This window comes from Mesobacillus foraminis, assembly GCF_004340465.1.
GTDB classification, from domain to species: Bacteria; Bacillota; Bacilli; order Bacillales; family Cytobacillaceae; genus Mesobacillus_B; species Mesobacillus_B foraminis.
This window is the reverse complement of sequence record NZ_SLVV01000014.1, coordinates 75,916-99,068: the sequence shown is the minus strand read 5'-3', so window position 1 is coordinate 99,068 and position 23,153 is coordinate 75,916. Positions and strand designations below refer to the sequence as shown.

At 39.6% G+C, this 23,153-nt stretch carries 29 protein-coding genes and 1 pseudogene; 10 read left to right on the top strand and 20 right to left on the bottom strand.

The genetic code is table 11. The features are described from left to right. Positions 1–231: 231 nt before the first annotated feature. Complete coding sequence (locus tag EV146_RS23095; protein ID WP_132011100.1) at positions 232–801, bottom strand: GNAT family N-acetyltransferase; 570 nt, start codon at positions 799–801, stop codon at positions 232–234. A gap of 538 nt (positions 802–1,339) precedes the next feature. Further along, complete coding sequence (locus tag EV146_RS23090; RefSeq protein WP_199232713.1) at positions 1,340–1,591, bottom strand: hypothetical protein; 252 nt, start codon at positions 1,589–1,591, stop codon at positions 1,340–1,342. A 651-nt stretch (positions 1,592–2,242) separates the two neighbouring features. Here EV146_RS23090 and EV146_RS27285 point away from each other — a divergent pair. The 3 genes from EV146_RS27285 to EV146_RS23080 all read left to right on the top strand — a co-directional run bounded on the left by EV146_RS27285 (position 2,243) and on the right by EV146_RS23080 (position 3,520). Continuing rightward, the gene (locus EV146_RS27285; RefSeq protein WP_158287188.1) at positions 2,243–2,416 is read left to right on the top strand and encodes a hypothetical protein; all 174 of its coding nucleotides are present in this window, start codon (positions 2,243–2,245) and stop codon (positions 2,414–2,416) included. Positions 2,417–2,745: 329 nt separating this feature from the next. Next, positions 2,746–3,000, top strand: coding sequence for a hypothetical protein (locus EV146_RS23085; RefSeq protein WP_132011098.1), 255 nt, complete (start codon positions 2,746–2,748; stop codon positions 2,998–3,000). A 64-nt stretch (positions 3,001–3,064) separates the two neighbouring features. Continuing rightward, on the top strand, positions 3,065–3,520 hold the full coding sequence (locus tag EV146_RS23080; protein ID WP_132011097.1) for a hypothetical protein: 456 nt from the start codon (positions 3,065–3,067) through the stop codon (positions 3,518–3,520). 269 nt (positions 3,521–3,789) lie between these two features. Here the strand turns inward: EV146_RS23080 and EV146_RS23075 are convergent, their stop codons facing one another. Both EV146_RS23075 and EV146_RS23070 read right to left on the bottom strand, forming a co-directional pair. Continuing rightward, positions 3,790–4,689, bottom strand: a complete 900-nt coding sequence (locus tag EV146_RS23075) for an AraC family transcriptional regulator (protein ID WP_132011096.1) — start codon at positions 4,687–4,689, stop codon at positions 3,790–3,792. A gap of 369 nt (positions 4,690–5,058) precedes the next feature. Further along, positions 5,059–5,934 (bottom strand): AraC family transcriptional regulator, encoded by an 876-nt coding sequence (locus EV146_RS23070; protein ID WP_241994030.1) that lies wholly within the window; start codon positions 5,932–5,934, stop codon positions 5,059–5,061. A gap of 124 nt (positions 5,935–6,058) precedes the next feature. Between EV146_RS23070 and EV146_RS23065 the strand changes: the two genes are divergently transcribed. Further along, positions 6,059–7,003 (top strand): EamA family transporter, encoded by a 945-nt coding sequence (locus EV146_RS23065; RefSeq protein WP_132011094.1) that lies wholly within the window; start codon positions 6,059–6,061, stop codon positions 7,001–7,003. Positions 7,004–7,368: 365 nt separating this feature from the next. On the opposite strand, the gene EV146_RS28025 is transcribed toward EV146_RS23065, so the two are convergent. Together EV146_RS28025 and EV146_RS23055 are read right to left on the bottom strand one after the other, a co-directional pair. Beyond that, a complete protein-coding gene (locus EV146_RS28025) occupies positions 7,369–7,488 on the bottom strand; it encodes a hypothetical protein (protein ID WP_241994029.1) in 120 nt (39 codons plus the stop codon). Continuing rightward, positions 7,457–8,371, bottom strand: a pseudogene (locus EV146_RS23055) (phosphotransferase family protein). Before EV146_RS23055 ends, EV146_RS28025 begins: the two are co-directional and overlap by 32 nt. 213 nt (positions 8,372–8,584) lie before the next feature. Here EV146_RS23055 and EV146_RS23050 point away from each other — a divergent pair. Beyond that, complete coding sequence (locus EV146_RS23050) at positions 8,585–8,785, top strand: hypothetical protein (protein WP_132011093.1); 201 nt, start codon at positions 8,585–8,587, stop codon at positions 8,783–8,785. 190 nt (positions 8,786–8,975) lie between these two features. On the opposite strand, the gene EV146_RS23045 is transcribed toward EV146_RS23050, so the two are convergent. Together EV146_RS23045 and EV146_RS27280 are read right to left on the bottom strand one after the other, a co-directional pair. Then, complete coding sequence (locus EV146_RS23045; RefSeq protein ID WP_132011092.1) at positions 8,976–9,368, bottom strand: YybH family protein; 393 nt, start codon at positions 9,366–9,368, stop codon at positions 8,976–8,978. A 43-nt stretch (positions 9,369–9,411) separates the two neighbouring features. Beyond that, positions 9,412–9,558, bottom strand: a complete 147-nt coding sequence (locus tag EV146_RS27280) for a hypothetical protein (RefSeq protein ID WP_158287187.1) — start codon at positions 9,556–9,558, stop codon at positions 9,412–9,414. Positions 9,559–9,769: 211 nt separating this feature from the next. Here EV146_RS27280 and EV146_RS23040 point away from each other — a divergent pair, with 211 nt between their 5' ends. From EV146_RS23040 to EV146_RS27275, 5 genes are all read left to right on the top strand, one after another. Then, entirely contained in the window at positions 9,770–9,916 is a 147-nt protein-coding gene (locus EV146_RS23040; RefSeq protein ID WP_121612579.1) for a BH0509 family protein, read from the top strand. 818 nt (positions 9,917–10,734) lie between these two features. Further along, entirely contained in the window at positions 10,735–11,973 is a 1,239-nt protein-coding gene (locus EV146_RS23035; RefSeq protein WP_121612578.1) for a saccharopine dehydrogenase family protein, read from the top strand. A gap of 1 nt (position 11,974) precedes the next feature. After that, on the top strand, positions 11,975–13,102 hold the full coding sequence (gene nspC / locus EV146_RS23030) for a carboxynorspermidine decarboxylase (RefSeq protein WP_132011091.1): 1,128 nt from the start codon (positions 11,975–11,977) through the stop codon (positions 13,100–13,102). A gap of 153 nt (positions 13,103–13,255) precedes the next feature. Further along, entirely contained in the window at positions 13,256–13,513 is a 258-nt protein-coding gene (locus EV146_RS23025) for a DUF2535 family protein (RefSeq protein ID WP_132011090.1), read from the top strand. Continuing rightward, complete coding sequence (locus EV146_RS27275; protein ID WP_199232712.1) at positions 13,510–13,665, top strand: hypothetical protein; 156 nt, start codon at positions 13,510–13,512, stop codon at positions 13,663–13,665. The genes EV146_RS23025 and EV146_RS27275 overlap by 4 nt, the downstream gene beginning before the upstream one ends. A gap of 3 nt (positions 13,666–13,668) precedes the next feature. Here EV146_RS27275 and EV146_RS23020 read toward each other — a convergent pair whose 3' ends face one another. From EV146_RS23020 to EV146_RS27270, 12 genes are all read right to left on the bottom strand, one after another. Then, the gene (locus EV146_RS23020; protein ID WP_132011089.1) at positions 13,669–13,965 is read right to left on the bottom strand and encodes a putative quinol monooxygenase; all 297 of its coding nucleotides are present in this window, start codon (positions 13,963–13,965) and stop codon (positions 13,669–13,671) included. Between the two features lie 34 nt (positions 13,966–13,999). Continuing rightward, positions 14,000–14,647: a nitroreductase family protein gene (locus tag EV146_RS23015; RefSeq protein WP_132011088.1), complete on the bottom strand. Its 648-nt coding sequence runs from the start codon at positions 14,645–14,647 to the stop codon at positions 14,000–14,002. Between the two features lie 210 nt (positions 14,648–14,857). Next, positions 14,858–15,607 carry a hypothetical protein gene (locus tag EV146_RS23010; protein ID WP_132011087.1) on the bottom strand — a complete coding sequence of 250 codons (750 nt, stop codon included), beginning with the start codon at positions 15,605–15,607 and terminating at the stop codon, positions 14,858–14,860. 387 nt (positions 15,608–15,994) lie between these two features. After that, positions 15,995–16,558: a hypothetical protein gene (locus tag EV146_RS23005; protein ID WP_132011086.1), complete on the bottom strand. Its 564-nt coding sequence runs from the start codon at positions 16,556–16,558 to the stop codon at positions 15,995–15,997. A gap of 222 nt (positions 16,559–16,780) precedes the next feature. Further along, positions 16,781–17,284, bottom strand: coding sequence for a DinB family protein (locus EV146_RS23000; protein ID WP_132011085.1), 504 nt, complete (start codon positions 17,282–17,284; stop codon positions 16,781–16,783). 263 nt (positions 17,285–17,547) lie between these two features. Next, positions 17,548–18,063 (bottom strand): LURP-one-related/scramblase family protein, encoded by a 516-nt coding sequence (locus EV146_RS22995; protein WP_132011084.1) that lies wholly within the window; start codon positions 18,061–18,063, stop codon positions 17,548–17,550. A 158-nt stretch (positions 18,064–18,221) separates the two neighbouring features. After that, on the bottom strand, positions 18,222–18,560 hold the full coding sequence (locus EV146_RS22990; RefSeq protein ID WP_158287185.1) for a YolD-like family protein: 339 nt from the start codon (positions 18,558–18,560) through the stop codon (positions 18,222–18,224). A 298-nt stretch (positions 18,561–18,858) separates the two neighbouring features. Further along, positions 18,859–19,929 carry a copper resistance D family protein gene (locus EV146_RS22985; protein ID WP_132011082.1) on the bottom strand — a complete coding sequence of 357 codons (1,071 nt, stop codon included), beginning with the start codon at positions 19,927–19,929 and terminating at the stop codon, positions 18,859–18,861. Between the two features lies 1 nt (position 19,930). Continuing rightward, positions 19,931–20,467 (bottom strand): copper resistance CopC family protein, encoded by a 537-nt coding sequence (locus tag EV146_RS22980; protein WP_132011081.1) that lies wholly within the window; start codon positions 20,465–20,467, stop codon positions 19,931–19,933. A gap of 12 nt (positions 20,468–20,479) precedes the next feature. Beyond that, positions 20,480–21,097, bottom strand: a complete 618-nt coding sequence (locus EV146_RS22975) for a class I SAM-dependent methyltransferase (RefSeq protein WP_132011080.1) — start codon at positions 21,095–21,097, stop codon at positions 20,480–20,482. Between the two features lie 262 nt (positions 21,098–21,359). Further along, positions 21,360–21,656, bottom strand: coding sequence for a hypothetical protein (locus EV146_RS22970; RefSeq protein WP_132011079.1), 297 nt, complete (start codon positions 21,654–21,656; stop codon positions 21,360–21,362). A 454-nt stretch (positions 21,657–22,110) separates the two neighbouring features. Then, a complete protein-coding gene (locus EV146_RS27270; protein ID WP_158287184.1) occupies positions 22,111–22,287 on the bottom strand; it encodes a hypothetical protein in 177 nt (58 codons plus the stop codon). Positions 22,288–23,153: the final 866 nt, after the last annotated feature.

Sequence of the window (23,153 nt, the reverse complement as noted above, 5' to 3'; positions counted from 1 at the left end):
AACAGAGCGATTCGAAATAAAGCATTATTTTTATTTATAACTATAAATAACACCCCCTTAGGATAATTATTTAAACTATTTTAGTTTTTATGAATACCAAGAGATTCAAGGATAAGTTTTTCCCAAATTATCTCACCATCATTACCCTAATAACCGTTCTGCCCCTTTAACTTTACATCCTTTTCCTATGTAGATTCCTTATTCTATAAAACAGGGACAAGATGATTTCCTTCATCGTCGACCTTCTTGTGTTTCTTCTTGAACCATCCATTCCCCAGCAAGCATTCCATAGATCACATGGTCCACATAGTGGTCATATAGCCATTCTGCTTGCCTGATGCACCCCTCATTTACAAAACCCAATCTTTCAGGAACACTTCTGCTTTTCTTATTTTCCACAGCAGCCCTAATTTCAACTTTATTCAGGTGTAACTCACTAAAAGCATAATCTGTTAAGGCTTTGGCGACTTCGGTCATAATTCCATTCCCCTGAAATTGTTCTCCGAGCCAATATCCAATATAGGCTGTTTTATTTGACCAATTGATCTCATTAAAACCAGCGACACCAACGTGACTCCCCTTATAGAGAATGACGGTATTCAGGCTTCTATTTTCAGCAATGCCTTTCAGTGACATCTTAATATATTCTTCTGTATCTTCAATCTTTGTTGTAGTATCCAGCCATGGCAGCCATTCCCGCAAGTATTCTCTTGATTGGTTTGTTAACTTAAATATGCTTTTTGCATCCCTTAATTCAATTAATTTTAATGACAGTTCTTCATTAATTTTATGTACAAACATTCAAATTCCTCCCCCTATACGGTCGCTAAATAAATAAAGACTTTTCCAAATTACACCATTTACGCGCCACTTTTCATTCTTGCTGGCATTAACACTTTGCGATTCTACTATCCTTTTAACCTTTTCTTTCGATAATAAAGCATGATCGTTAGTTTACCCTTCTCCTAAGCCCAAGAAGCATCGTAGGTTATGAGGCACTATAAAACGAATTAGCCTTTTAGTTCTGAACGGATGTGCAGCTGCTCGTGATACTCATTCCAAAAAATTTGATACATTTTCTTATCCGTATCATCTATACGCTTTTTACTAGAGTTTTTTAAACAAACCTTAGCTTGTAAGGCGAAAGTTAGAATGATATTTTCATATTTTATGATCATTGTAACCTGCAAACCCGGATAATGGATCCTGCCCTTCTTTGGATCAGCTGCAGCTAGGTTAATAATGGTTTCTTCCTAAGTTCCGATACGATCGGAACTTAGTGTCGAGGTTAAAAAATTATTACAGATTATACTGAAACAGATTATACGGCAAAGTCATTTTAATCAGTTTTAATGGTTCCCTGAAAGTGATTATATTTTTTCATTTCCTTAACGGTCTCTTCAATTTCTGCCATGTACTTATCAAATAAATGATCTTTTTCGGAAACAGTAAAGTTCCTTTTGTCAATTGCATGAAGCAAAGCAATGACCGCTTCAAACTTTAAATCATCAAACAGGGGGATTTCCGTTTCACCGCTGATTTCACCTTTTACAATCAGTTGTCCCTTTTCATTCTGAAGGTTAAATTTCAATGTTTGTATGGAAATAATCTTCACTCCCTGGCTTTATTAGAAAATCGATCTCCTAAGAAGTTTTAATTCAAGGATTCCAAAACCTCCTATCTAATGGAACATAAATTTGGTCTCCTTTTATTTGCTTATGTATAATGAGATTCGGACATTGGTTAACATTTTGTCCTTCTCCCTTCCTCCTGGCTCGTACGTTTACCCCTAATATTGACTCAAAGCTGTATTGTGATGATTTCATCTTAGTTCTCTCACTCCAAACCATATGAAGATTTTCAATAATTAGGTCAGTAAACTTTTTTTACTGCTCTTACTAGCCTTACTTTTCCTTTAAGATCAGGTAATTCCCCTTTCCGCGAGTATTGATATCTGGTGTTTATCTCTGAGTTAAAAACTACACCCTGCTTTAAGAATATGATTCCCAAAAATTAGGTGCCAATTCCTGATCCCCATTCTTGTAACAAACGGGGACACTGAAAGGCACTGTACGAAGGCAGTCAACGAAGAAACATTCTTGCTTGTTATTGGAGCAATCCTGTTGGATACCCCGTCATCTTCCAATCCTTTTTATCTAGAATGGAACGTTGAGATACCCTGCAATAACTTTTATGATAATTTTTGCTAAATTTGCACATCCTGAATGTTGGAGGTGATAAAATGGAAAATCAAAATAATAGTCAAAGAAATAATAAAAACCAGAATAACCAGGATAATAATAACGGTGGATTTATGAATAAAATTGGTCAAGGGCTTGAAAATGTAGTGGATTCATTAACTGGTGAAAAGCAAAATAATGGTCAACAGCATGACAATAATAAAAACAACCAATAATGCCCCGACATATTATTTGAAAATTCCAGCCTAAGCAGCTGGAATTTTTTATTTCCGTCCTTAGAAAGTTTCAGGATCGCTCTGTATTCCTTTCTAAAAACACTCATCTAAACCTATATAGCAACTCTGTTATGATTCATATTTGAATTGAATAATTGAAATTAACAGTTGAATATGAAAAAATAGGTTTATACCAATTTATACCACATTTTTTGAGGGAATGATTGATTGCTATCCATCCATTTCACTGAAATTTTAATTAAACTGCGTAATATACTAATTAAAAGTAAGCAGAGTTAAAACATACCCCAGGTTATGGAGGAACTTAAATGAACATAAAATGGCATTTGTTTAATGTAATTGCAGGTCTTTTTATTATCGTTGCGATGATTACAGCGATTGTTGACGGGAGCAACGTTCTTCCTTATGTGTTCATTCTTTTATTTTTAGGTGCATATTGGCTGCAAAAGATCAATTATAAAGGATTTACCAGAATACTAGGCTTGATCATGAACATCTTCCTATTCATTTTCTCGGTGCCTCTGTTAATGACTTTATCATTCCTTTTGCTCCATAGAAGATAGGGTTTTCCATGGTTTATTGGGAGGTTAATAGGAGGACACGGATGCATAGAAAGGAAGATGCAAAATGACGTTAATGAAAAAAGAAAAGTATTTAAACCTAACGATTTATTTGCTGATTGGGATCCTGCCGTTATCAGCGCTTGGTTATTATTTTGCAGTGGAGAATGAGTCCTTATTTTACCTGTACCAATGGCTGCTTTCCGCTCTTATTGTCCTTGCAGGTATACTGGCCATTAAGTGTATCGTTTCTCTTAGTGGCGGGTTAAAATGGGTTGCGATTGCAATTTTCGTTTTTCTCCTGGAATTTTCGGTCCTTGGATTGTTTTTAGGACCGTTCACTCATTTCTTAATGATTTATTTATATTATTTGGTTGCATTGATATCCTTGGTTGTATTTATAACCGCAATAAAAAAGAGTCGGTCCTATCGGTATTTGCCGGTTATCTTTATTCTTTTTACAGGTCTAACCTCCATCTATGTGATTTTTCTCAACCTCCTATGGGGGAATAACCTGAGTTAGTTTACTTATGGTTACCATGTGAACCCTCTATTTGGTTTATACACTAAAAAGCCTGTAAAACGAATAAACCTTTGACCAAAGAATAAATTCGAATAGAAGGGAGCAGCGGCTTTCGCCATCTGCTCCCTTTTTTTGTATTTGTTGATAGTTAAACAAAAAAGCAGCCAGAAAATGTCTGGCTGTTTTATTCATTAAATTCTACTTTAACTCGATGAAATTAAATCAAATTAAAGCATCTACTTATTTAGTTATTCAATCACTTTGTTCATTTAAATGCGGTTCTCTTTCAGTCGGTTTATATCCGCTCTAGGTGAGAAACCAAACATGCGGGAATATTCCCGACTGAATTGAGATTGGCTTTCGTAACCCACTCTGAATGCGACATCCGCAACATCTGATGATTCAGCCAATAACAAACGCCTGGCTTCCTGCAATCTCAATTGTTTTTGAAACTGAATTGGACTCATAGCAGTTATCTCTTTAAAATACCGATGAAACGAAGCGGCACTCATATTCGCTATTTCCGCTAGATCCTCTATTCGAAAGGACTTTTCATAGTTATTAATGATATGCTCGATTACATTTCTTATTCGGCTGGCATGGCTGCCTTCTAACGCCATTTGCTCCAGGGCTTCTCCGTGCGGACCTTGTAAAATCCAATAAAGTATTTCTTTCTTAAATAATGGTGCAAGGATCGGAATATGTTTCGGATTGTCCAGTAAAAAAGCTAATCTGGTTACTGCATCCAGCAAAAATGGCTCCACTTCGCTAATAAACATCGCCCGTTTCGGATTTTTTCTCTTTGCAGTTTGAATTTCTGTATTACTTACAGCCTCTAAAATTTCGCTCGGTGTAAATTCAAGTTTGAGTGCTAAATAGGGAGAATCAGGTGAGGCTTTTATAACTTGCCCTGTTACTGGCAAATCGACGGATGCAACAATGTAATTACCAGAACCATACCTGAAAATTTCCTCTCCCAACATAACCTCCTTCTCTCCTTGGACGATAATACAAAAGGACGGCTCGTTCACTCTGGAGATAGGTTCAGTGATTATGGATTCACGAATGAGAAATAATGATGGGATAGAGGTAACATGGACACCATTCTGACCTGTATAACGTTCTATAAGTTTGCCTAATTCATACTGCTTGTCGATTGTCACAGACATGTATCAATCTCCTTTTCCCTTCATCTAAGATGATTTAATATTACTTGATATTAGCCGAGCGAGAAAGTTTTTTGATAGGATTAGGCAAAAACTTAATGGGATTGGGGTTAGGGTTTGTTTAACACTTGTGTCGTCATTACAACCTGTCATCCTCTAGCATATGATGTTCATCGATCACATAAGTTGGAGCAAAAGAAGGGAAAATAGAACGCTCCAACCCATCATCGATTTGCTATTGATGCAGTTTATCGAACCTTGAGTTATATTGAAGAAAGTTAAGGAAATCTTCGGCATTCACGGACAACCATTCATACGATTGCAATTGATTATACCCCTGAATTTACAGGAGTATAACTATCAACATAGTTCTTATAACAGAGCCTTTTTATAGGCGAATGGGGTCATGTTCATCGACTTCCGGAACCGATCAATGAAATAGCTTGTGCTGTTGAAGCCTACTCGATAGCCCACTTCTGTGACATTTGATTCTGGTTGCTGCAATAAAATCAAACTTTTTTGAATGCGATAATCGTTTACGTAATTCAAAGGGGTTATTTTCAACATGCGCTTGAAGTAACGACAGCATTCGGAACGGCTTAAATGACCAGCTCGTGCAATATCTTCCAATAGGATTTTCTCGGCATAGTGAAGATGTATCCAATTTAACATCTGCTTCATTCGATGACTCTTTGATAACTCGGCCTGTTCATATTCTAATTTAAAACCATTTCTAATTAGGTTCTTCCACATTAATGATAAGATAACGCAGATGTCAATTTCATAATAAGGTGAATGTTGTTTGATCAATTGATTGATTTTGAGAATAGAACCTAAAATATTGGCGCCCCAAAGCTCACTGGGCAGCAAGTGCAAAAAAGGTATATTTGTTGCCTGGATATAGGGGGTTACAAAGGTGGTATAAAGTTCTTGTGATAAAATGAAACGAGGAACGACATTTAGACATATATACGTACAACCTGATTGAACTTCATCTCTGGCCATGTGCAGGCTGCCACTGTTAATAAATAGCCCTTCGCCTTCTTGAACAGTCAATTTTTCCTCATTTATCTGAAAAATCGCTTCACCTTTCATAACGAGAACAAACTGAAATTCATCATGCCAATGAAGCGGGATATATCCGTTTTTATTTTGGTTAATTGTTGTTTCGTAACATGCAATCGGAAATACCATGGTACGATGTTGAGTTAGTTCTTTTAAACTTTTATCTACTATAAAATTTTTAATTTGCATATCGGCTACCTCAATATCCTTTTACTTTTCATTCGATTCAGGTATTAATTTAGCGATTTTCCACTTATTATTAAACTATCGTAACACGATTTTTATATTTAAAGGTGGAGAATCAATCATGAACAGACGGAAGGGGATCTTTCTTGTTATAACTGGAGCGGTATTTTGGGGAATCGGCGGCACTGTTGCGAAGAAACTTTTTCAACAGTATCAGGTGGATGTCGATTGGCTGGTAACGGTCCGGCTACTAATTGCTGGTGTTTTGCTTTTAGCACTTCAGTTTTTCGGAAAAGACCGTTCCCAGATACTTGGTGTTTGGAAATCTCGAAGGACAGCCATTCAATTGATGATCTACGGATTATTCGGCATGCTTGCGGTTCAGTATACCTATATGGCGTCCATCGAACACGGAAACGCTGCGGTAGCAACGCTCCTGCAGTATTTGGCACCTGTCATGATTATCGTTTATTTACTAGTGCGCAAACAAAGTGTTCTGACACCACAGGACCTGTTGATTGTTTCCCTTGCCCTAATTGGCTGTTTTTTCTTATTAACAAACGGTTCACTCTCTCAAATATCTGTGCCGTCAGCTGCAATTATCTGGGGTGTATTATCGGGAGTAGCCCTGGCTTTTTATACCCTGTATGCCGTTCCTTTACTGAAGCAATACGATTCACTGGTCATTGTGGGATGGGCAATGATTATAGGCGGTTCTGCATTAAGCCTGATTCATCCGCCCTGGCAAATAGATGTTAGCGTCTTCACTCTCGAAGCTTATTTATCTTTACTGTTCGTTATCCTATTCGGCACGATGTTTGCATTTTGGTTCTATATCGAAAGTTTACAAAGTCTGCTTCCTAAAGAATCGAGTCTTCTTGGCAGCCTGGAGCCGCTGGCTGCCGTTTTGACAACGGTCTTTTGGTTAAAAGAACCCTTTGGTATTTTTCAATGGGCTGGTACGGCTTGCATCATTGGAATGATCTTACTGGTGGCTTTACAAAAGGAGTCTTCTTCAAGAAGCAATCAGCATCCCCGAAATGAAAAGCCCCTCAGAGTCAGCTGACTGGAGGGGAATCTTTACTTAAGAACAGGAATTCCCATTTTTTATCTAAATGCTTTTTTAACTAGATAGCTTACTTTTTCTAGCTGGCCACTTCCCACGCTCGGCTTTCTAATTAGGGGCTTACCAACGGATATTACCTTACTGATTCAATTCCGCTTTTAAAGAAACCCCCTTTGGCTTCTTTTCTATGCAATATTCCTTTAAAACAACAAAGGTGATATTGGTGATATAATTGAATTCTAACTTCAGTAAAAATAAAAGAAGTGCAAAGGGACTTCCTTCACACTTCCTAAAATCACTATTAGCAACCAATGAGTATTATTCACTTGATGACCTGATTCTTCTTCTACGAGATCATTTTGACCCTAATGTACCTTGCTTAAACGTTCAATTGTTTTGGCCAGGAGGGCTGTACGCTTAGGGAAAGATGATAGATCCACATATTCATCCGTCTCACTGTGGGAAAATTCCCCAAGCGGACCCATTCCGTCCACTGTTGGCACATTCTCTATGGAAGTATAGGCCGCATCCGAACCTCCGCCCCAATAAACGATATAAGTATCGATAAGGGATCCTGCATTTTGTCAGATCTGGAATTTCCATAACCTTTTCGTAGCCATGCTTAAAATTCTGTTCAGATTTTTCATCCAGAACATATTCAAGGCCTATAAAGTCCAGCTCTCTCGGAGCCATCACATATGCCTCCGTATCGACCAACCCCGTTATTATTTTACCATTTGTTAAAAATTGTGTAGGATCCATATCAACTAAAACAAATGTGGAATATTCAGGGGCGGGTAATCCATGTACCAAGTTATTTATCTCAGCAAGCTTCCTTTTTATTTGAAGCTGTTTATCGTAAAATCTAGATACCATTTCAGTCATTGTATCAATTAAATGTTGATGAAACTCTTCCTGCCTTATTTTAAAATCTCCGGAGGGTTTTCCAACGTAGCTTACTTTGTACTGGTGGATCCTGGCCAATCCTTCACCAAGGCTCTGTAATACTGTGGATGGCTGTCCTATAAATGTTTTCACTACTTCACCGTTCAACTTATCCACAACAATAAATTCTCTTGAGAAAGCATCTCCCTTATCTATTATTTTAGGAACTGGGATTGAGGTTATGTCGTTTAAAAGGTTGTTAACCTTTTCTAATTCATACACTTTCCTTGGATCAATTCCAAACAGCTTTTTACATCCCCACCAAAAATCATTATCAGGCTCTCCTGTAAGTCTAGAAGAACGAACAACTGCCTCTTGTTTATCTGTTTTAACCAACTATACATCGCAGGCATGATCTTCATATCCAGGGCTTAATTCCTGGATTTCTATAATGGGTTCTTGAAATAGAAATTGTAAATCCATAAATGTCCTGCTTTCTACTTGATTATTTAATGTTATATTTCTGTCCATGCATTTGGTTTTCCTTCTTAACTTCGATAGCTAAGATGCTGCACCACCTAATCTTCTGCTTCAGCCCCTTTACATGAACAGTAAAAACCAAGAAACATCCACGTGAATAAAAAACCTCTGTAAACAAACACTATATGAACTATCTCCGGAAAGGTTGTGTTTTTATTGACCCAGGAAACACGAGTTGCAAATGAACTTCAAAAAATGATGACCTGGAACCTAGTCCCAGTGTCCGCTCAAGAAGATATCAATGAGATTTGCGACAGTTTAATGAATGGGTCTGTCACCCTGAATGAATTGGAAAATCGGGATCCGTTTGTGGTTGAAATCATCCATAAAGCAATGAACCAGGCAGGAAAACAATAATTTAACCATTCATCTTTTCGTACATAAATTGAGAGAGTCCATTTCTTATCAAACATTGCGGGGGGAGTCATACCCCTCTTTTTTGTGGTTTTGTTTTCGTATCCTAAAAAAGACACCACTCTTCTAAATAGAGTAAACAAGGGAGCTCCTGAACCAACATGGAGCCCCTTTTTCTTTATTTTAAAAAATCTTATAGTGTATTAATTAAATCCGTGCCATATGAATTGTCAATGGCACACAGCCATTTGCCCTGTGAGTTTTTCTTGAAAACATATGTAGCTCTTCTATCCATTGAGAACCCTTGTTCATTTTGTTCTGCGTCCAGAAGGGTCTGGGAAAGAACCAAGGCAGTGTCGCCAGCTTCTAAAATCAGCATCTCTCCCTGTGTTGGTACAAGGCTGTTATGAAAATATTGGGAAATTTTTATAAATGCATCTTTAATTTCCTGTTTACCCCGTGCAATTCTTCCAGGTTTGACTACTAAAATCGCGTCCTCACAATAGTAGTCCATCAATGCATCAAAATCTTCCTGCTTAATGGCAAGGTCACACTCCCTGATTACGCCTTTTATTTCATGTTCCATTCTTACTCCCTCCCTTAAATGAACACTTCCTGTCTAAAATATATCACGCCGCCCCTGCTCGAAGCAGTAAATATGTAATTTTTTCCACCTGGGATTTCCCATGCTTTAAATGAACATGTAAAAAAGCCCTGCTGTAAAAAATGATAAAAAAGCTTCGCTGCAAGGTTTCATTGGTTACCATTGATTCCATCTACCCTTGCAGCAATGCTTCCCCGGCCCTGGTTTCCCTTGTATCAGCCTTAGCACCTCTAATCTTGGACAATAATATAAATTTTTAAAAAACATTCTCAATTTGATATTGTTTTAATCTCGTTTTGAGATGTATAATAAAAATAACAAAAGGGAAGCGTTTTCAAATAGCAGCCACTTCGCTGCTTTTCATACATAAGGGAGGATTTATTATGAGCCGAGTTGAAAGAAATTTCAAAGTGAAAAATTTATTAGAAAAAAAGAAATTTAATGAAAAAGAAATTTCCGAAATGACTGATACACAGATTGAATATTATCACTGGCTCTATTTCGATGATTCTGTCCATGATTATATGTAACTTTAAATAACCTTTCACCATTATCCCCCTGTCATTCTTTGACTGGGGGTTTTTCGTCGTATATATCTAAAGGAGTAATACAAGACCCCCTTTCCATCACTAACGATTTCTTCCCCAGCTGCCGATGTTCCCCTGTCTTACCTGCATGAAAAAGTGAGGCTGCAAGCGGAAAACTTCCCTTCAAGCAAACAGGCTTGTCTAATCCTGTCGTTTTTTTTAAGAAAAATAAAATTTTCTATTGCTATCTAGATTGTTTGTGTTATTATAAAAACTGCGTAAATTGGAAAGCTACTTATTCGAGATAACTGGATCTTTCCAAGCAGATAATTTTTGATCACTTCCCTTCAGGAAGTTAAGGCCATACGGACAGCCGGGTCAAATGCCGATTGGCAACTTTAGTTGCCTTATTGATTGAGTTAAAAGCTCAAATTTTATAAGTTGGTTACTTTACAACCAGTGCATTTTTGCACATCAACTTGTGAAACGGTCAATAAGAGTGGAAAAAGTAATTATTTGCTATTAGACTCTGATCCTTTTATGATATATTCTGAATATTAAAGAGCTTTCCTACAAAAGTCCTGACATTTTTGGTTATTGTATAGGCTGCTTTTGTTACGGAGATACATATGCTTTTTTAATATTAAAGATTATATCTAAAGCAAGTGTGATGCGCGGATACGCGTTGTTTGCACTTGCTTTTTTGTTGTGATGAGCTCTGACCATCACCTTTGCCTGTTACTCTGCAGGCTGGCCGGTACTCCCTCGTTGAAATTCGATGAAATTCTTTTTAAAAATCTATTAGTAAGGGGATAGAAATTATGGGAAAAGCTCTAGTTATTGGCTGCGGCGGAGTGGCATCTGTTGCCATTCATAAATGTGTTCAAAACAGTGATGTGTTTGAAGAAATTTGCATTGCGAGCCGTACAAAATCGAAATGTGATGAGCTAAAAGCAAAGCTCGATGGCGGGAAAACAAAAATTACCACTGCACAAGTGGATGCAAATAATGTGGATGAACTAATTGCTCTGATTGAAGAGGTAAAACCGGATATCGTTATGAATCTTGCGTTGCCTTACCAGGACTTAACCATCATGGATGCTTGTCTTGCCACTAAAACACACTACATGGACACTGCAAACTATGAGCCGGAAGATACGGCAAAATTTGAATACAAATGGCAGTGGGATTACCGTGAGCGCTTTGAAAAAGCTGGCATTACAGCTCTTTTAGGCAGCGGATTTGACCCTGGTGTAACAGGTGTTTTCTCTGCTTACGCTCTGAAGCACTACTTTGATGAAATTGAATATATTGATATTCTTGACTGCAATGGCGGAGATCATGGCTATCCATTCGCTACGAATTTCAACCCTGAAATCAATATCCGCGAAGTATCAGCAAACGGCCGGTATTGGGAAAATGGTGAATGGATCGAGACTGAGCCAATGGAAATCAAGCGCGTTTACAACTTCCCGGAAGTTGGCGAGAAGGATATGTACCTTCTTTACCATGAGGAGCTTGAATCTCTTGCAGAAAACATCCCTGGACTCAAGCGCATCCGTTTCTTCATGACATTTGGGCAAAGCTACCTTACTCACCTGAAAGCCCTTGAAAATGTAGGAATGACTTCGATTGAACCAATTGAATTTGAAGGAAAGCAAATCATTCCCCTTCAATTCCTGAAGGCAGTATTGCCAGATCCGGCAACACTTGGACCTCGTACAGTCGGGAAAACAAACATTGGCTGTATCTTTAAAGGGAAGAAAGACGGCAAAGAGAAAACCTACTATGTCTATAATGTATGTGACCACCAGGAGTGCTATAAAGAAGTTGGCTCTCAAGCTATCTCTTACACAACAGGCGTTCCTGCGATGATTGGAGCGGCCATGATTATGACTGGCAAATGGAACAAAGCCGGCGTTTACAATATTGAAGAGTTCGATCCAGATCCATTCATGGAAGAGTTGAATAAATGGGGACTTCCATGGGTAGAAGACTTTAATCCTGTTATGGTGGATGAAGAGCCTTCCAAGGCGAAAAAGCCGGAGTACGTTCGTTAAGATGCGGTTTGAGGAATTACCAACACCCTGTTATGTAGTCGATGAAGAACTCATCGAAAAAAATCTAAAAATCCTGAATGGCGTCATGCAGCGCACAGGAGCCAAAATTGTATTGGCACAAAAAGCATTTTCTATGACAACCATGTATCCCCTGATTGGAAAATACTTGAGTGGCACCACGGCGAGCGGGTTATTCGAAGCCCGCCTCGGCCACGAGGCTATGGGTAAAGAAAATCATGTCTTTGCCCCTGCCTACCGTGACGATGAAATGGACGAAATTATCTCCATTTGCGACCATATTATCTTTAATTCTTTCTCGCAGCTGGAGAAATTCAAGGATAAAGCTCTGCAGGCCGGCAGAAAGGTGGGCCTGCGCATCAACCCTGAATGTTCTACACAAGAAGGACACGAGATTTATGATCCATGTTCACCAGGTTCCAGATTTGGTGTTAAGCAGGAAGATATTCGTCCGGACTTGCTTGATGGAGTCTCCGGACTTCACTTCCATACTCTTTGCCAGCAAAACTCGGATGATTTAGAGACAACGCTGAATGCAGTGGAAGAAAGATTTGGACAATGGCTCCCGCAAATGGAATGGATCAACTTTGGCGGCGGCCATCATATTACACGAGAAGACTATGATATTCCGAGACTGGAATCCTGCATTAAGAGAATGCAAGAAAAGTACGGATTAGAAGTCTATCTTGAACCAGGAGAAGCCATCGCGCTTAATGCAGGCTACCTGATCACTTCCGTTCTGGATCTTCATAAAAACGGAATCGATATTGCCATCCTTGATACCTCGGCAACCTGCCATATGCCTGATGTATTGGAAATGCCGTACCGCCCCCCTCTTCTGGGTTCAGGCGAAGTTGGCGAAAAGCCTTTCACCTACCGGCTTGGCGGGCAAACCTGCCTCACTGGCGATGTAATTGGAGATTATTCATTCGATCAGCCATTGAAGAGCGGCGACCGATTAGTATTTGGAGATATGGCCATCTATTCGATGGTGAAAACCAACACATTCAACGGCATGCCGCTGCCTGCCATTGCCGTGCAGCATAAAGATGGTGACTGTCAAGTCGTGCGTGAATTTGGCTATCAGGATTTTAAGACCAGACTCGCATAGAAAGATTGGCAGCCTGCTTGCAAGCGAAGGCTTTATCCAGACTCTACGAAACTAGAGTCTGGATTTTTTTAACTCCATAATTTTTTAAATATTTAGACGTTGCAAACAAAAAGGGTTATACTATAAAAAACTCCTGCAAAGAAGATGATCTATTTGCTGTATAAAAGCCTTGAATTCAAAAATGTTGTTGGACAGAAGGTAAAAGTCATTGAAATCCCTGTATTGTCCACAAATAACCGTTATTATTTTATGGTTCAGTCCCGACTGCAATTCCTTATAAATGCCCTGTACAATGAACCGCAAACTAAAGAATCTTATTCCTTTCGTGATTATCTTAAACGAAAGATAAAATGGGGCGATTACCAGGACGTATTTTATACCGAAGAATTTAAAAATAACGCTGAACTGTGATTGGAATGCTTTCGATCATCTATTCTATCAAAACAGCAGCCCGCCAGCGATTTGCTGCCGGGTTTTCAACGATTGGATCGGTCCTTCCAATTAGACTGCAAAAAAAAGAGGAGCCCCAAATGCTGCTTGGGGCTCCCCTGTCAGGAAGTTGAACTCTATAATTTTACTGGCTGCCCTACAAATGCTTTCACATCCAACGGAGCGGTGAGGAAGTCTTTTGCCTGAGCAACAAACTTCGTAAAATGTTCTGTTGAGTTATGGCTCTCCACTGCTTGCTGATCCTGCCACACTTCCACCATCATATAGACATGTTCACGTTCGGTATCTTTTTGCAGCTGATAGGAAATATTCCCCTCTTCTTCTCTTGAGGCAGCAATCAACGGCTGAATCTCCTCCAGAAACCGGTCCTTCTTTGCCGGGTCAATATGAAAGACTGCATGAATGATAATCATTGGACATCCACCCTTCTTTTTTTCATAACACTCTTTATTTCCATTGTGCAACGTGATCAATTGGGAGGCGAACAGATTGGTGTCCGCTGTCTGCCGCCTTGCCGATTGAAATTAACATTACCGGCACATAGCGGTCTTTGTCCATTCCGAAAGCTTCTGCGATTTTGTCCTTTTCATAACCGCCGATCGGGTTTGTATCGTATCCATAGGCGCGTGCAGCAAGCATCAGCTGCATGGAAACAAGGCCTCCATCCACTAACACTACATCTTTCATCTCTTCACGTGAAATTTTTTCAAAATAGCCGGAAAAGGATGCATGAATGTTTTCTTTTACTTCTGCGGGCATATATCCCTTCTCTACAGCTGCACCGTAAATGTCCTCGAATTTATCAAAATTATTTAAATCGCCAAATACCGCAATGACGGCAGATGAGGTTTCCACTTGATTTTGGTTGAAACTAGCCAATGGTGCGAGTGTTGCTTTACCCTCAGGGCTTTCGATAACAAGAAAGCGCCATGGCTGCATATTAACGGAAGAAGGAGCAAGTGTTGCTAATGTTAAAATTTCCTCCATTTCTTCGCGGCTTATTTTTACATTTTTATCGTAATTTTTGATGGAGCGGCGCCCCGTTACGATTTTATGAAAGTCATTCGTTACTTGTGCTGGTTTCTTAGTAGTCATTGTTGAATTCTCCTCTAGTCAATATGAGTATTTATTTTAAGGAATACACCCTGATTCTATTCATTTCATCCAAAACTTATAGATGGTCTAAAGTGTTCGTGCGTATAACCTTACCTAATCATCTCCATTTTGTAAACTAAAACGAACTGAAGCTAAACACTGGTTTAGCATCAAGAAAGGGGGGATTAAGGGAATCTGAGTAGGTTTAAATTATCCGCCGTACGTTCGGAAATACTGTTCGATCTGTTGTTTCATGGCTTCTTTATTTTCAGCGAACAGCCTGTGACGATGGCCATTCCCCCCTGATGGATGCGGAAATCCTTTTAAGATCTGTCTTTGATCAACATCTCCACTTTCTGCAAGAACAGACAGAACTCTCAAAACATTCACACCTAATGGAATGATGAGTGGATGATTAAGACTGGTTATTTCTTTTGTGAAATTTTGAAGTACATATTTTTTCAGTATCTCTGTCTTTAAAATATTGGGGGTAGCCCCATTAAAATTTTTCCCTTTATAAAAGACCGGATAAGAGAGAATCGATACCAAATGTACGAGATGATTAGCCTCACCGAATAACTCTCCGGTGGAAGTAACGCCTAGATGGTTCTGTAATTGAAGTTCATCTAACATTGTAATTAAATTTTTCCTCAGGGGACCCGAAAAGCTCGCCCTCTTTTTTACCTCGTTCAAAATTTTCTCATCGGCCCATTGTGGATCCGAACTCATGACCGCAGAAAATGATTGTCTCATTTGGTACCATCCCGGCGTAATCCCGACAAGGACTACTTTGGCCTTTTCATTGATATACTCAAAAGGTGCATAGTAAATCTCAATTTGCTTTTTCTCGTCCCTCTCCAGCAAAAACGTTTCGCTCTTCAGCGTTTCCTCATCATTGTCACTTAAAGAGAATATTAAATCTTTGTACTGATCAAACATTGAATGTCCGACGATGCCCATGGAATAAAACCCCCATTTTTCATGCTGGCTATATTATTTTCCCCAAAAGAATGGCCCTTCAACTATATTCTTCGGCTATTGGCCACAGATGAACTTACTTCTAAGCAAAGAATCCCTTTTTCTGAAGCTAGTTACTAATAATTAGCTTCGTCACAATCATCAAGAGTACATTCCTGTACTATAAAACGGCCCCGACGATTGGTTCGTCGAGGCCGTTTTATTATAGCAGTCCTTACACAGTTGGCTGGACTATTAAATAACTTTTTCGAACTGAACCGTAGTACGGCAGGAATGTCAGAAAGCTTGCTGAAAAGATGAAAAGTACACCCGATAGTAAGCAGCATAACACCAATTTCTTTAAACTGGAGAAATTTCTTAACTGAACGTCTAGATAAATTTTATTATACGTTCGATTGTTTCCTGCAAGCCCTTGTAAGAAACCGGCTCTGCAATCCTTGCAAGAGAAGATAATGAAATCGTTTTTTGCTGAGGATACCAATGGTCGAGATCATGAGTAGGTACCACATAGAATTCCCACTGAGAAGTATCGAGTGTATTAATGATTTCTGGATTCGTTTCTTTCAAAAGACAAAATACATAAATATCCGCATTCCTTTTTGCATCAGGGCTATATTTATTAGTTTTATAATCATATTCCCTTTTCGCTCCAATGCCAAAGCTGATTTTGGATGGGTGTCCGCTATACCAATCCTGAATGTAAGCCGCTGATTTAACTTCTATTTTTTTATCTTTATACTGTAAGTCAAAGCTTTCCCATTCCACTCTCGATTCGTGGAGTGCACCAATTGCAGCACCTACCAGAAATTCTGCAAAAATCCCTCTCAATGAATTTGTTTGTATATTGGAAAAACCCCATCTCCAAAAATCGATCACTGTCTGGTCCGTTCCTGGTATACGATCCTCCGGATTTAATTGATTCTTCCTCCCCATTGTAAATCACTCCTTACAACGATCAACAAATTCTTTACTGTGATAAGGTACCTATAAGCTTAAGGTCTTTGCTTTGCAGTAAATTCAAGTCTCAAATTAAACAGTTTAATTCTTAAGCGCTAGTTTTAGGTGATTACTAAACCTCCTGAAAATTAGCTTTAATGATGTTAGTAGAAATTCGTATATCCCCAAAGGGCCTGCTGGTGGAGACAATCCTTATCGTCATTGTGGCGGATTTTCTACACCGAAACGGATCCAATCTTCTTTCGGCGGTCCATAAACCCCAAACGGTTTCAATCCTGCTTGCCGCATTAAAACGGTCATTTGACCACGATGATGAACAATGTGCTTGATGAGACCCATCAGGATTTGAGCATTTGATTCCTGCCTTCCGAATGCTTCCTGGGTTTGTTCCAGGGAGTTATCCGTCCATTGGTGTTCAATGATTTGGGCTGCCCGAGAACTTACCTCTATAAAGGTTTCAACAATTTCCTTTGCTGAAGATGGAACATTCTCTGAATGGTCTACTCCCTTGATATTTAACCCGAATTCAGCTAAGTATTCCGGTATGCTTGTGGTTAAATGCCAGGCAATTCTTCCCAGCGTCCTGCCTTCTGAATATACTTTTTGGTTTAAAGAGTCATCTGTCAAACCTTCCAATACTTTTTGAGTCAGGATCGCTTCCTTGGACCATTCCTTAATAAAATCTGATACCGTTACATACATAGACATATCCTCCAAAGTTTATTTAATTGCTTATCCGCCTCTCCGTTTCGTTCAATCTCGTTAACACCATGCTACTTTTACTATTTTGAAAATGGAAGAGGCTTTTTGCCCAATATCCAAGGCACCATAAGGAAAAAAAGCTGTTTGCCGGAAATTCATAACTGTTTAAATGCAGGATGTAGCATAGCCACAAAAAGAAGAGCAATTCCCCTCTTCTTAGAAATTTGTGCATGCCTAATTGATTCTAGTCCTTGGTGATTGATTTACGTTGCTGCTGATCCGTTGCCGGCACTTGAATTTCTCCTGCGTTTTTCAATCTCATTCACACCCATTACAACGCCAATCAGTTCTTCTGTCAGCAAAGAACCTGCAATCTTCTTCAATTCGTAGGCTGCAGCCTGAAACAATCCGTTTACTTTTTTAAAGGTGGCGACTTCCTCTTTCTTCTCATTAAGGATGGTATATTCCTTCGAAAAAGCAGGAGATTCGATTTCATATCTTCCGTCTATGGCCGTATAATAATACCGTTTGGTAAATAGAGAAAACGAAGCACTGACTTTGCCTAATTCCGTTCCGTCCGGCTTTGTAATCACCCATTTACCAGATAAAAAAGGAAAAGCTCCTTCCACTACGGTTTCCTTCATTGAATTCTCGACACTCATGCTTGAAGTAAAAGCACTTTTTAAGTTGAGTTCTCCCACCTTCTCCTGTGATTGATTATAAATCTCGGTTCTGCCAGCTGAAAAAAGATTATCAGCGAAGTATACGGTGTTTTCCATGTACAGCACCCCTTTTCTTACCTATACGGAACAAAGCCCGGAAAGGTTTCAGCTTTTAGACAGCCCTTCACGGACACTTGGAAGAACCCGCACTTTTTAGGATGCACCTGTTTTAGCCTTCTTCCTTTTGCCTCCTCTTTGGCGGTTCGTATACCAGGTCACTCCTGTATTTTTACATCCGTGATGTCCGCAAACTCAATCCGAAACGCAGTCCTATCTTCCGAAACCATCCGTATCTCCTTCCGAATCGGGTCCAGATAATGGACACGGCCGGTCTCTTGTATGATAAAACCATCTGTCCATTTAGAAATGACGACTCTCTGGTTGAACTCCATTGCCTCGCAGATCCGGCGTTCAAAATCCTCGAGTTCATACTCATCAATCAGCGGTTTGGCTTTCCGAAGTTGATCCCGCTGCATTTCACGCAAGAACGTCCGGTGTTCAGGCATGAAATGAGCGGGCAGCCATTTCAGCTTCCCTCTATCGCGGATTGCCATTCCTATCATCCCTTTCAAGTTAGTTACTTAGTTACCCCTTTTATTATATGCGAATATATGTTCGATTACATACAAAAAAATTTTTTTCATTGTCCCAAGGGTTCTATCTTAGTAACTACATAGCAAAAAAATCACCATTCCCCACTCAAATTAATCAGGAATAGTGATGGTTGTCTCCTATCTTTTTAACAGCGGAACTTAAATAATTTCAATCGTGGAAGTTTTGTTGTCCCAATCGGAAGCCAGGTTGGCTGTTCGCACAAAACCCGAGGCTTAACCCCGGGTTGTTAGGTAGATCTTATAAAAATAGACGATTCAATCCAAAATACAGACTCATGATTGAAAGAAGGCCGAATAGAACAGTCAGGTAATGGGACTTGTCCCTTTTAATAAGAAGGAACAGCATTCCAAGAAAACCTGCACCTAAAATCAGGAGACTGGCCCCCTCCCACACATTCCCCCCCGTAACGGACAGATTGACGGGTGTCTGAATGGATTTTCCGGCCAGGTATTCAGCCCACGGAGACGCCCCTTCCGAATCCACTGTAAAGTCAATATCGTGAGGTGGAGACAAAATCCCCAAAAATGCGGTACATCCAATCGTCAGCAAGAAAATCAGAGACTCCGCCTTCAGCGTCTTCCTTGGATTGTAGGAGTTTTTTCTTGAAAGATACGCGTTCGAAAATGCAATCAGCAAAAGCGGCAGAATGACGATGTGCTTCAACAGCAGGGTTTGCCCATAGGACAACACCCAGGAATCTGCATAGTCCTTTACCTCAACCACCATGGTCATTGTCCAGAACCCGGTTGTCAGGATGACTGCCATACAAGCAGCCGCAAACGGAGAGAACCATTTGACAAACGCCGGCCAGTTCAGCGGAGATGCAGCAAACCAGGAAATATGAAGAAGAACCCCGGCCCATAGCACCACACCTAGAAAATGCAGGGAATGGGCCATCCAGCCTTCCCATAAAGATAAAGAGGCGACATGGCTTGAATAGCCAACAGCCAGAATCATTATCACCATCCATAATAACTTCAGGTATCGGGAACCATTAAACAAAATGGTGATCATCATAAACAGACAAACCCAGGAAATGACAAGCCAGGCATGCCCTACCTGAAAGTCTGTCAGGACAGCGTAGAAGGCTCTGACTGCTCCAACACTTTCATAGAAATAGAAAACAACCTGAAGGACAGGTCCAAAGGTGCTAAAAACAATTCCCAATGAGGAGACCAGGAGCAGGTGTTTGGAAACCTTCAGCACCGGTTTCTTGTTTTCAGGAACAAAGGATAACACCACATGACCCATCAGCAAGGAGAAAAAGATGTATGTAAGCCACTCAGAAGCTGCAATAATGATGCTCATGTTATTTCTTCTTTCTCAGCACCAGGAATGAAACGGCGAGCACGATGGCAAGTCCAATGATTAAAATCTGAAAAAGGTTACCTTCTTCGTTTTCCGCTTTCACATCTTGCGGCTCGTCCTGTTTTTTCGATTCATCTGCAGCCTGACCTCTGTCATCTTGAGGCTCATCTGCCACGGTATCTCCCTCCAGCTGGACTTGGAAATTCACTTTTCCCTCAATGGTATGGCCGTCCTTCCCGACGATTTTCCAGTTGATGGAATAGGCGCCGTTTTCCAGCTCCTGGCCAAGGTTTGCCATCATGGTGTTGCCTTCAACAGTAAGGTTGTTTAAAGGGATTTTGGTTTGTTTGGCATTAACGAGCTCCATGGTGCTGAGTGATTCAATCACGGTTTCATAGGTTAGCACCACTTCTTCAAGCTGCTGTGATACAACCTCTCCTTCCTTTGGATTCGAGGTTTCCAGTCCTGTGTGGGCATGGGCCAGCATAGCAGGCAACATCATATAGAAAAGAAAAGCAATCGTAATTAATTTCTTCATAAAAGCCCTCCTTTACTTCTTTAATAACCTTATTTTCCGATACATCCCGTTAAACAGAAGATCCTGGTCCTCTACCATGATAACATCGTCCTGTGCGTCCTGGTAGAGATGTTTGAATGTGACCCCTATATCTGTTCCTAAAAGAGAGATGAATGGCCGCAGAAATTTTTTCAGAGGGGACAAAGCTTTGTTTTCCGGTGCAAATTTATCAAAGATTAAAATCATACCGCCTTTCTTCGTTACCCTTACCATTTCACGGAACACTTTCCTACCGTCGGGAACCACGGTCAGAATCAAACTGGCCACTACATAATCATATTCTTCGGACGCAAGCTTAAGGTGCTGGGCATCCATTTGGAGAAACAGGATGTTGTCAGAAGAGAATTTTCTTTTGGCCTGTTTCAGCATATCCTCCGAGTAATCGATTGCCGTGATGGCAAGTTTGTTCAAAGTGATTTGCTCCAGATCCGCCCCCGTTCCAACTCCGATAAATAGTACAGAGTTCCCTTCTTTGAAAGGAATATCTTTAAACAAGCTTCTTCTCGCTTTCAGGAAAGGCCCTGAATTGAAAAACAAGTCATAAATGGGGGACCATATTTTATAAATGAACAAATTCCTGTTGTTATCCATACCGTTCCTCCTTGGGGAAAATTCTATTAGTTATTCATTCTTTACCTATAAAATCCCTTCAGCGTTTCAATTTAGATTCTCTTAAAATATGACGTCCTTAGATGAAGAAGAGACTCAACAAAGTGGATTGCGGTTCAACGAAATGCGATTTTTAATAAATCACTAATCGCTGGATCAAAAGGTTTTGTTTTGCCAATAGAAAAAGGCTGACTCAACATCAGCCTTTTTCCACCACTGCAAATCATGCTGTATTTTCAGAGGATTAGTCCAGCTCTTGATCCTGATCCTGGTCCTGCTCCTGATCTTGATCGGCGTTTGCCCTGGAGCGAACCCTTGCACGTGAATCACTGTCAACGCGAATATCCAACTCGATTTTAGAGTTTCCGCTTTTCTCAACACGCGCTTTCGCTTTGTTGACGTTCTGGTCTTTTAATCTGACATCCGTCTCATTGTCCGCTTCCGCTTGATTATCAAGTTCCGCGTCTAACTCCACATCCACATCGACGTCATTCCGAACGTCATTGTCAGCATTATTTCTTCCATTTCTTCTGTTACTCATATATGATGCCTCCTTTTTATTTAACACTTTACATTATTCGTAAGTTATTTTTTTGTTTAGATGAATGCCTGTTTTCTTGTACAAAATTACTTTTTGGGTTCGCCCCCCATATCCATCTCACTTATGTACCAACTGCATAAAAAAGCCTGCTGACTAGTCTGTCTATCCAACTTTGTCTGCAGGCTGATGCCAATATTCTAGTTACGGTTCATATAATTGAGCTAGCTTGACCTCGCGGTGTGTAAAAATTAATTCATACCAGGTCTCGTGAAAAGATTCTCTCATCAATAATTTGCATCGATATCGACCACGGTTATAAAAAGACACATTTATTACAAACCCTGACGGAAGGAAATGTATGTAAACGTTCGTCCCCTTTAAAATAGAAGTGGGCCATTTTTATAACAGGCTCAACCTATAAAAGGCAGCCCAGAGTGCAGCTGCCCACATTTTGTTATTCACCAGATTGATTCTGCAAGTTGTCCCCATTAATCATGTTTTCACCCGTTTTATCAACCGAGCTTCCATGCTCAAGTTGAGCATTAGTTAGTTCGTTCCTGTTAAAACGTTCATTATTGCTGCCTGTGTTGCCATAAGCTTTTCCAGATCCATAGTTACGTTTTTCCGGCATGTCATCTTCTCCTTTATCTTAGATCTTTGCCTTCTTATTGTTTGTTAGATGAGATCTAAAAAACCAATAAAAACGCGGATTCCATTATTTGTTTTCAATCTGGACCTTCAATTTTCCCTCTATATTTCTCAGAACATTTGTATATTTTGGATGAAGGAGCCGCACTGGCCAATCCCTTATAATTCCTGTTATCAAATTGGAAAAACACAACAAACTAGATAGTGGAGGTGGGTAACTGTGGAAAACCAAAATTGATTTAGACCAATAGAGGGAAACATCTTCCTCAGAGAGCTGACATTAAGCAATCATGAATTAGACAGTTTCCAATTAGGAATGGATGCTCATTCATTTTTATCCCCTCTTATTTTCCAAACTCCTCATTTAATTTTCCGAAGCTCCTCTTTCATTTTTCAATTCAACAAGTTTATTTTTCAATCCGTATCCACCGGACCTGCACGACCATTTTATTTTCCAAATGAACTTCTTATTTTTCAAAAAGCCATTTTATTTTCCAAGCTCCTCATTTTATTATCCGAAGCTCCTCTTTTATTTTTCAATTTCACTAGTTTATTTTTCAATCCGTATCCACCGGACCTGCACGACCATTTTATTTTCCAAATGAACTTCTTATTTTTCAAAAAGCCATTTTATTTTCCAAACTCTTCATTTTATTATCCGAAGTTCCACTTTTATTTTTCAATTCCATTAGTTTATTTTTCAAACAGCAACCGCCAGACCTGAGCGAACTTTTTATTTTCCAAATTGACCCTCTTATTTTTCAAAAAGCCATTTTATTTTCCAAACTCTTCATTTTATTATCCGAAGTTCCACTTTTATTTTTCAATTCCATTAGTTTATTTTTCAAT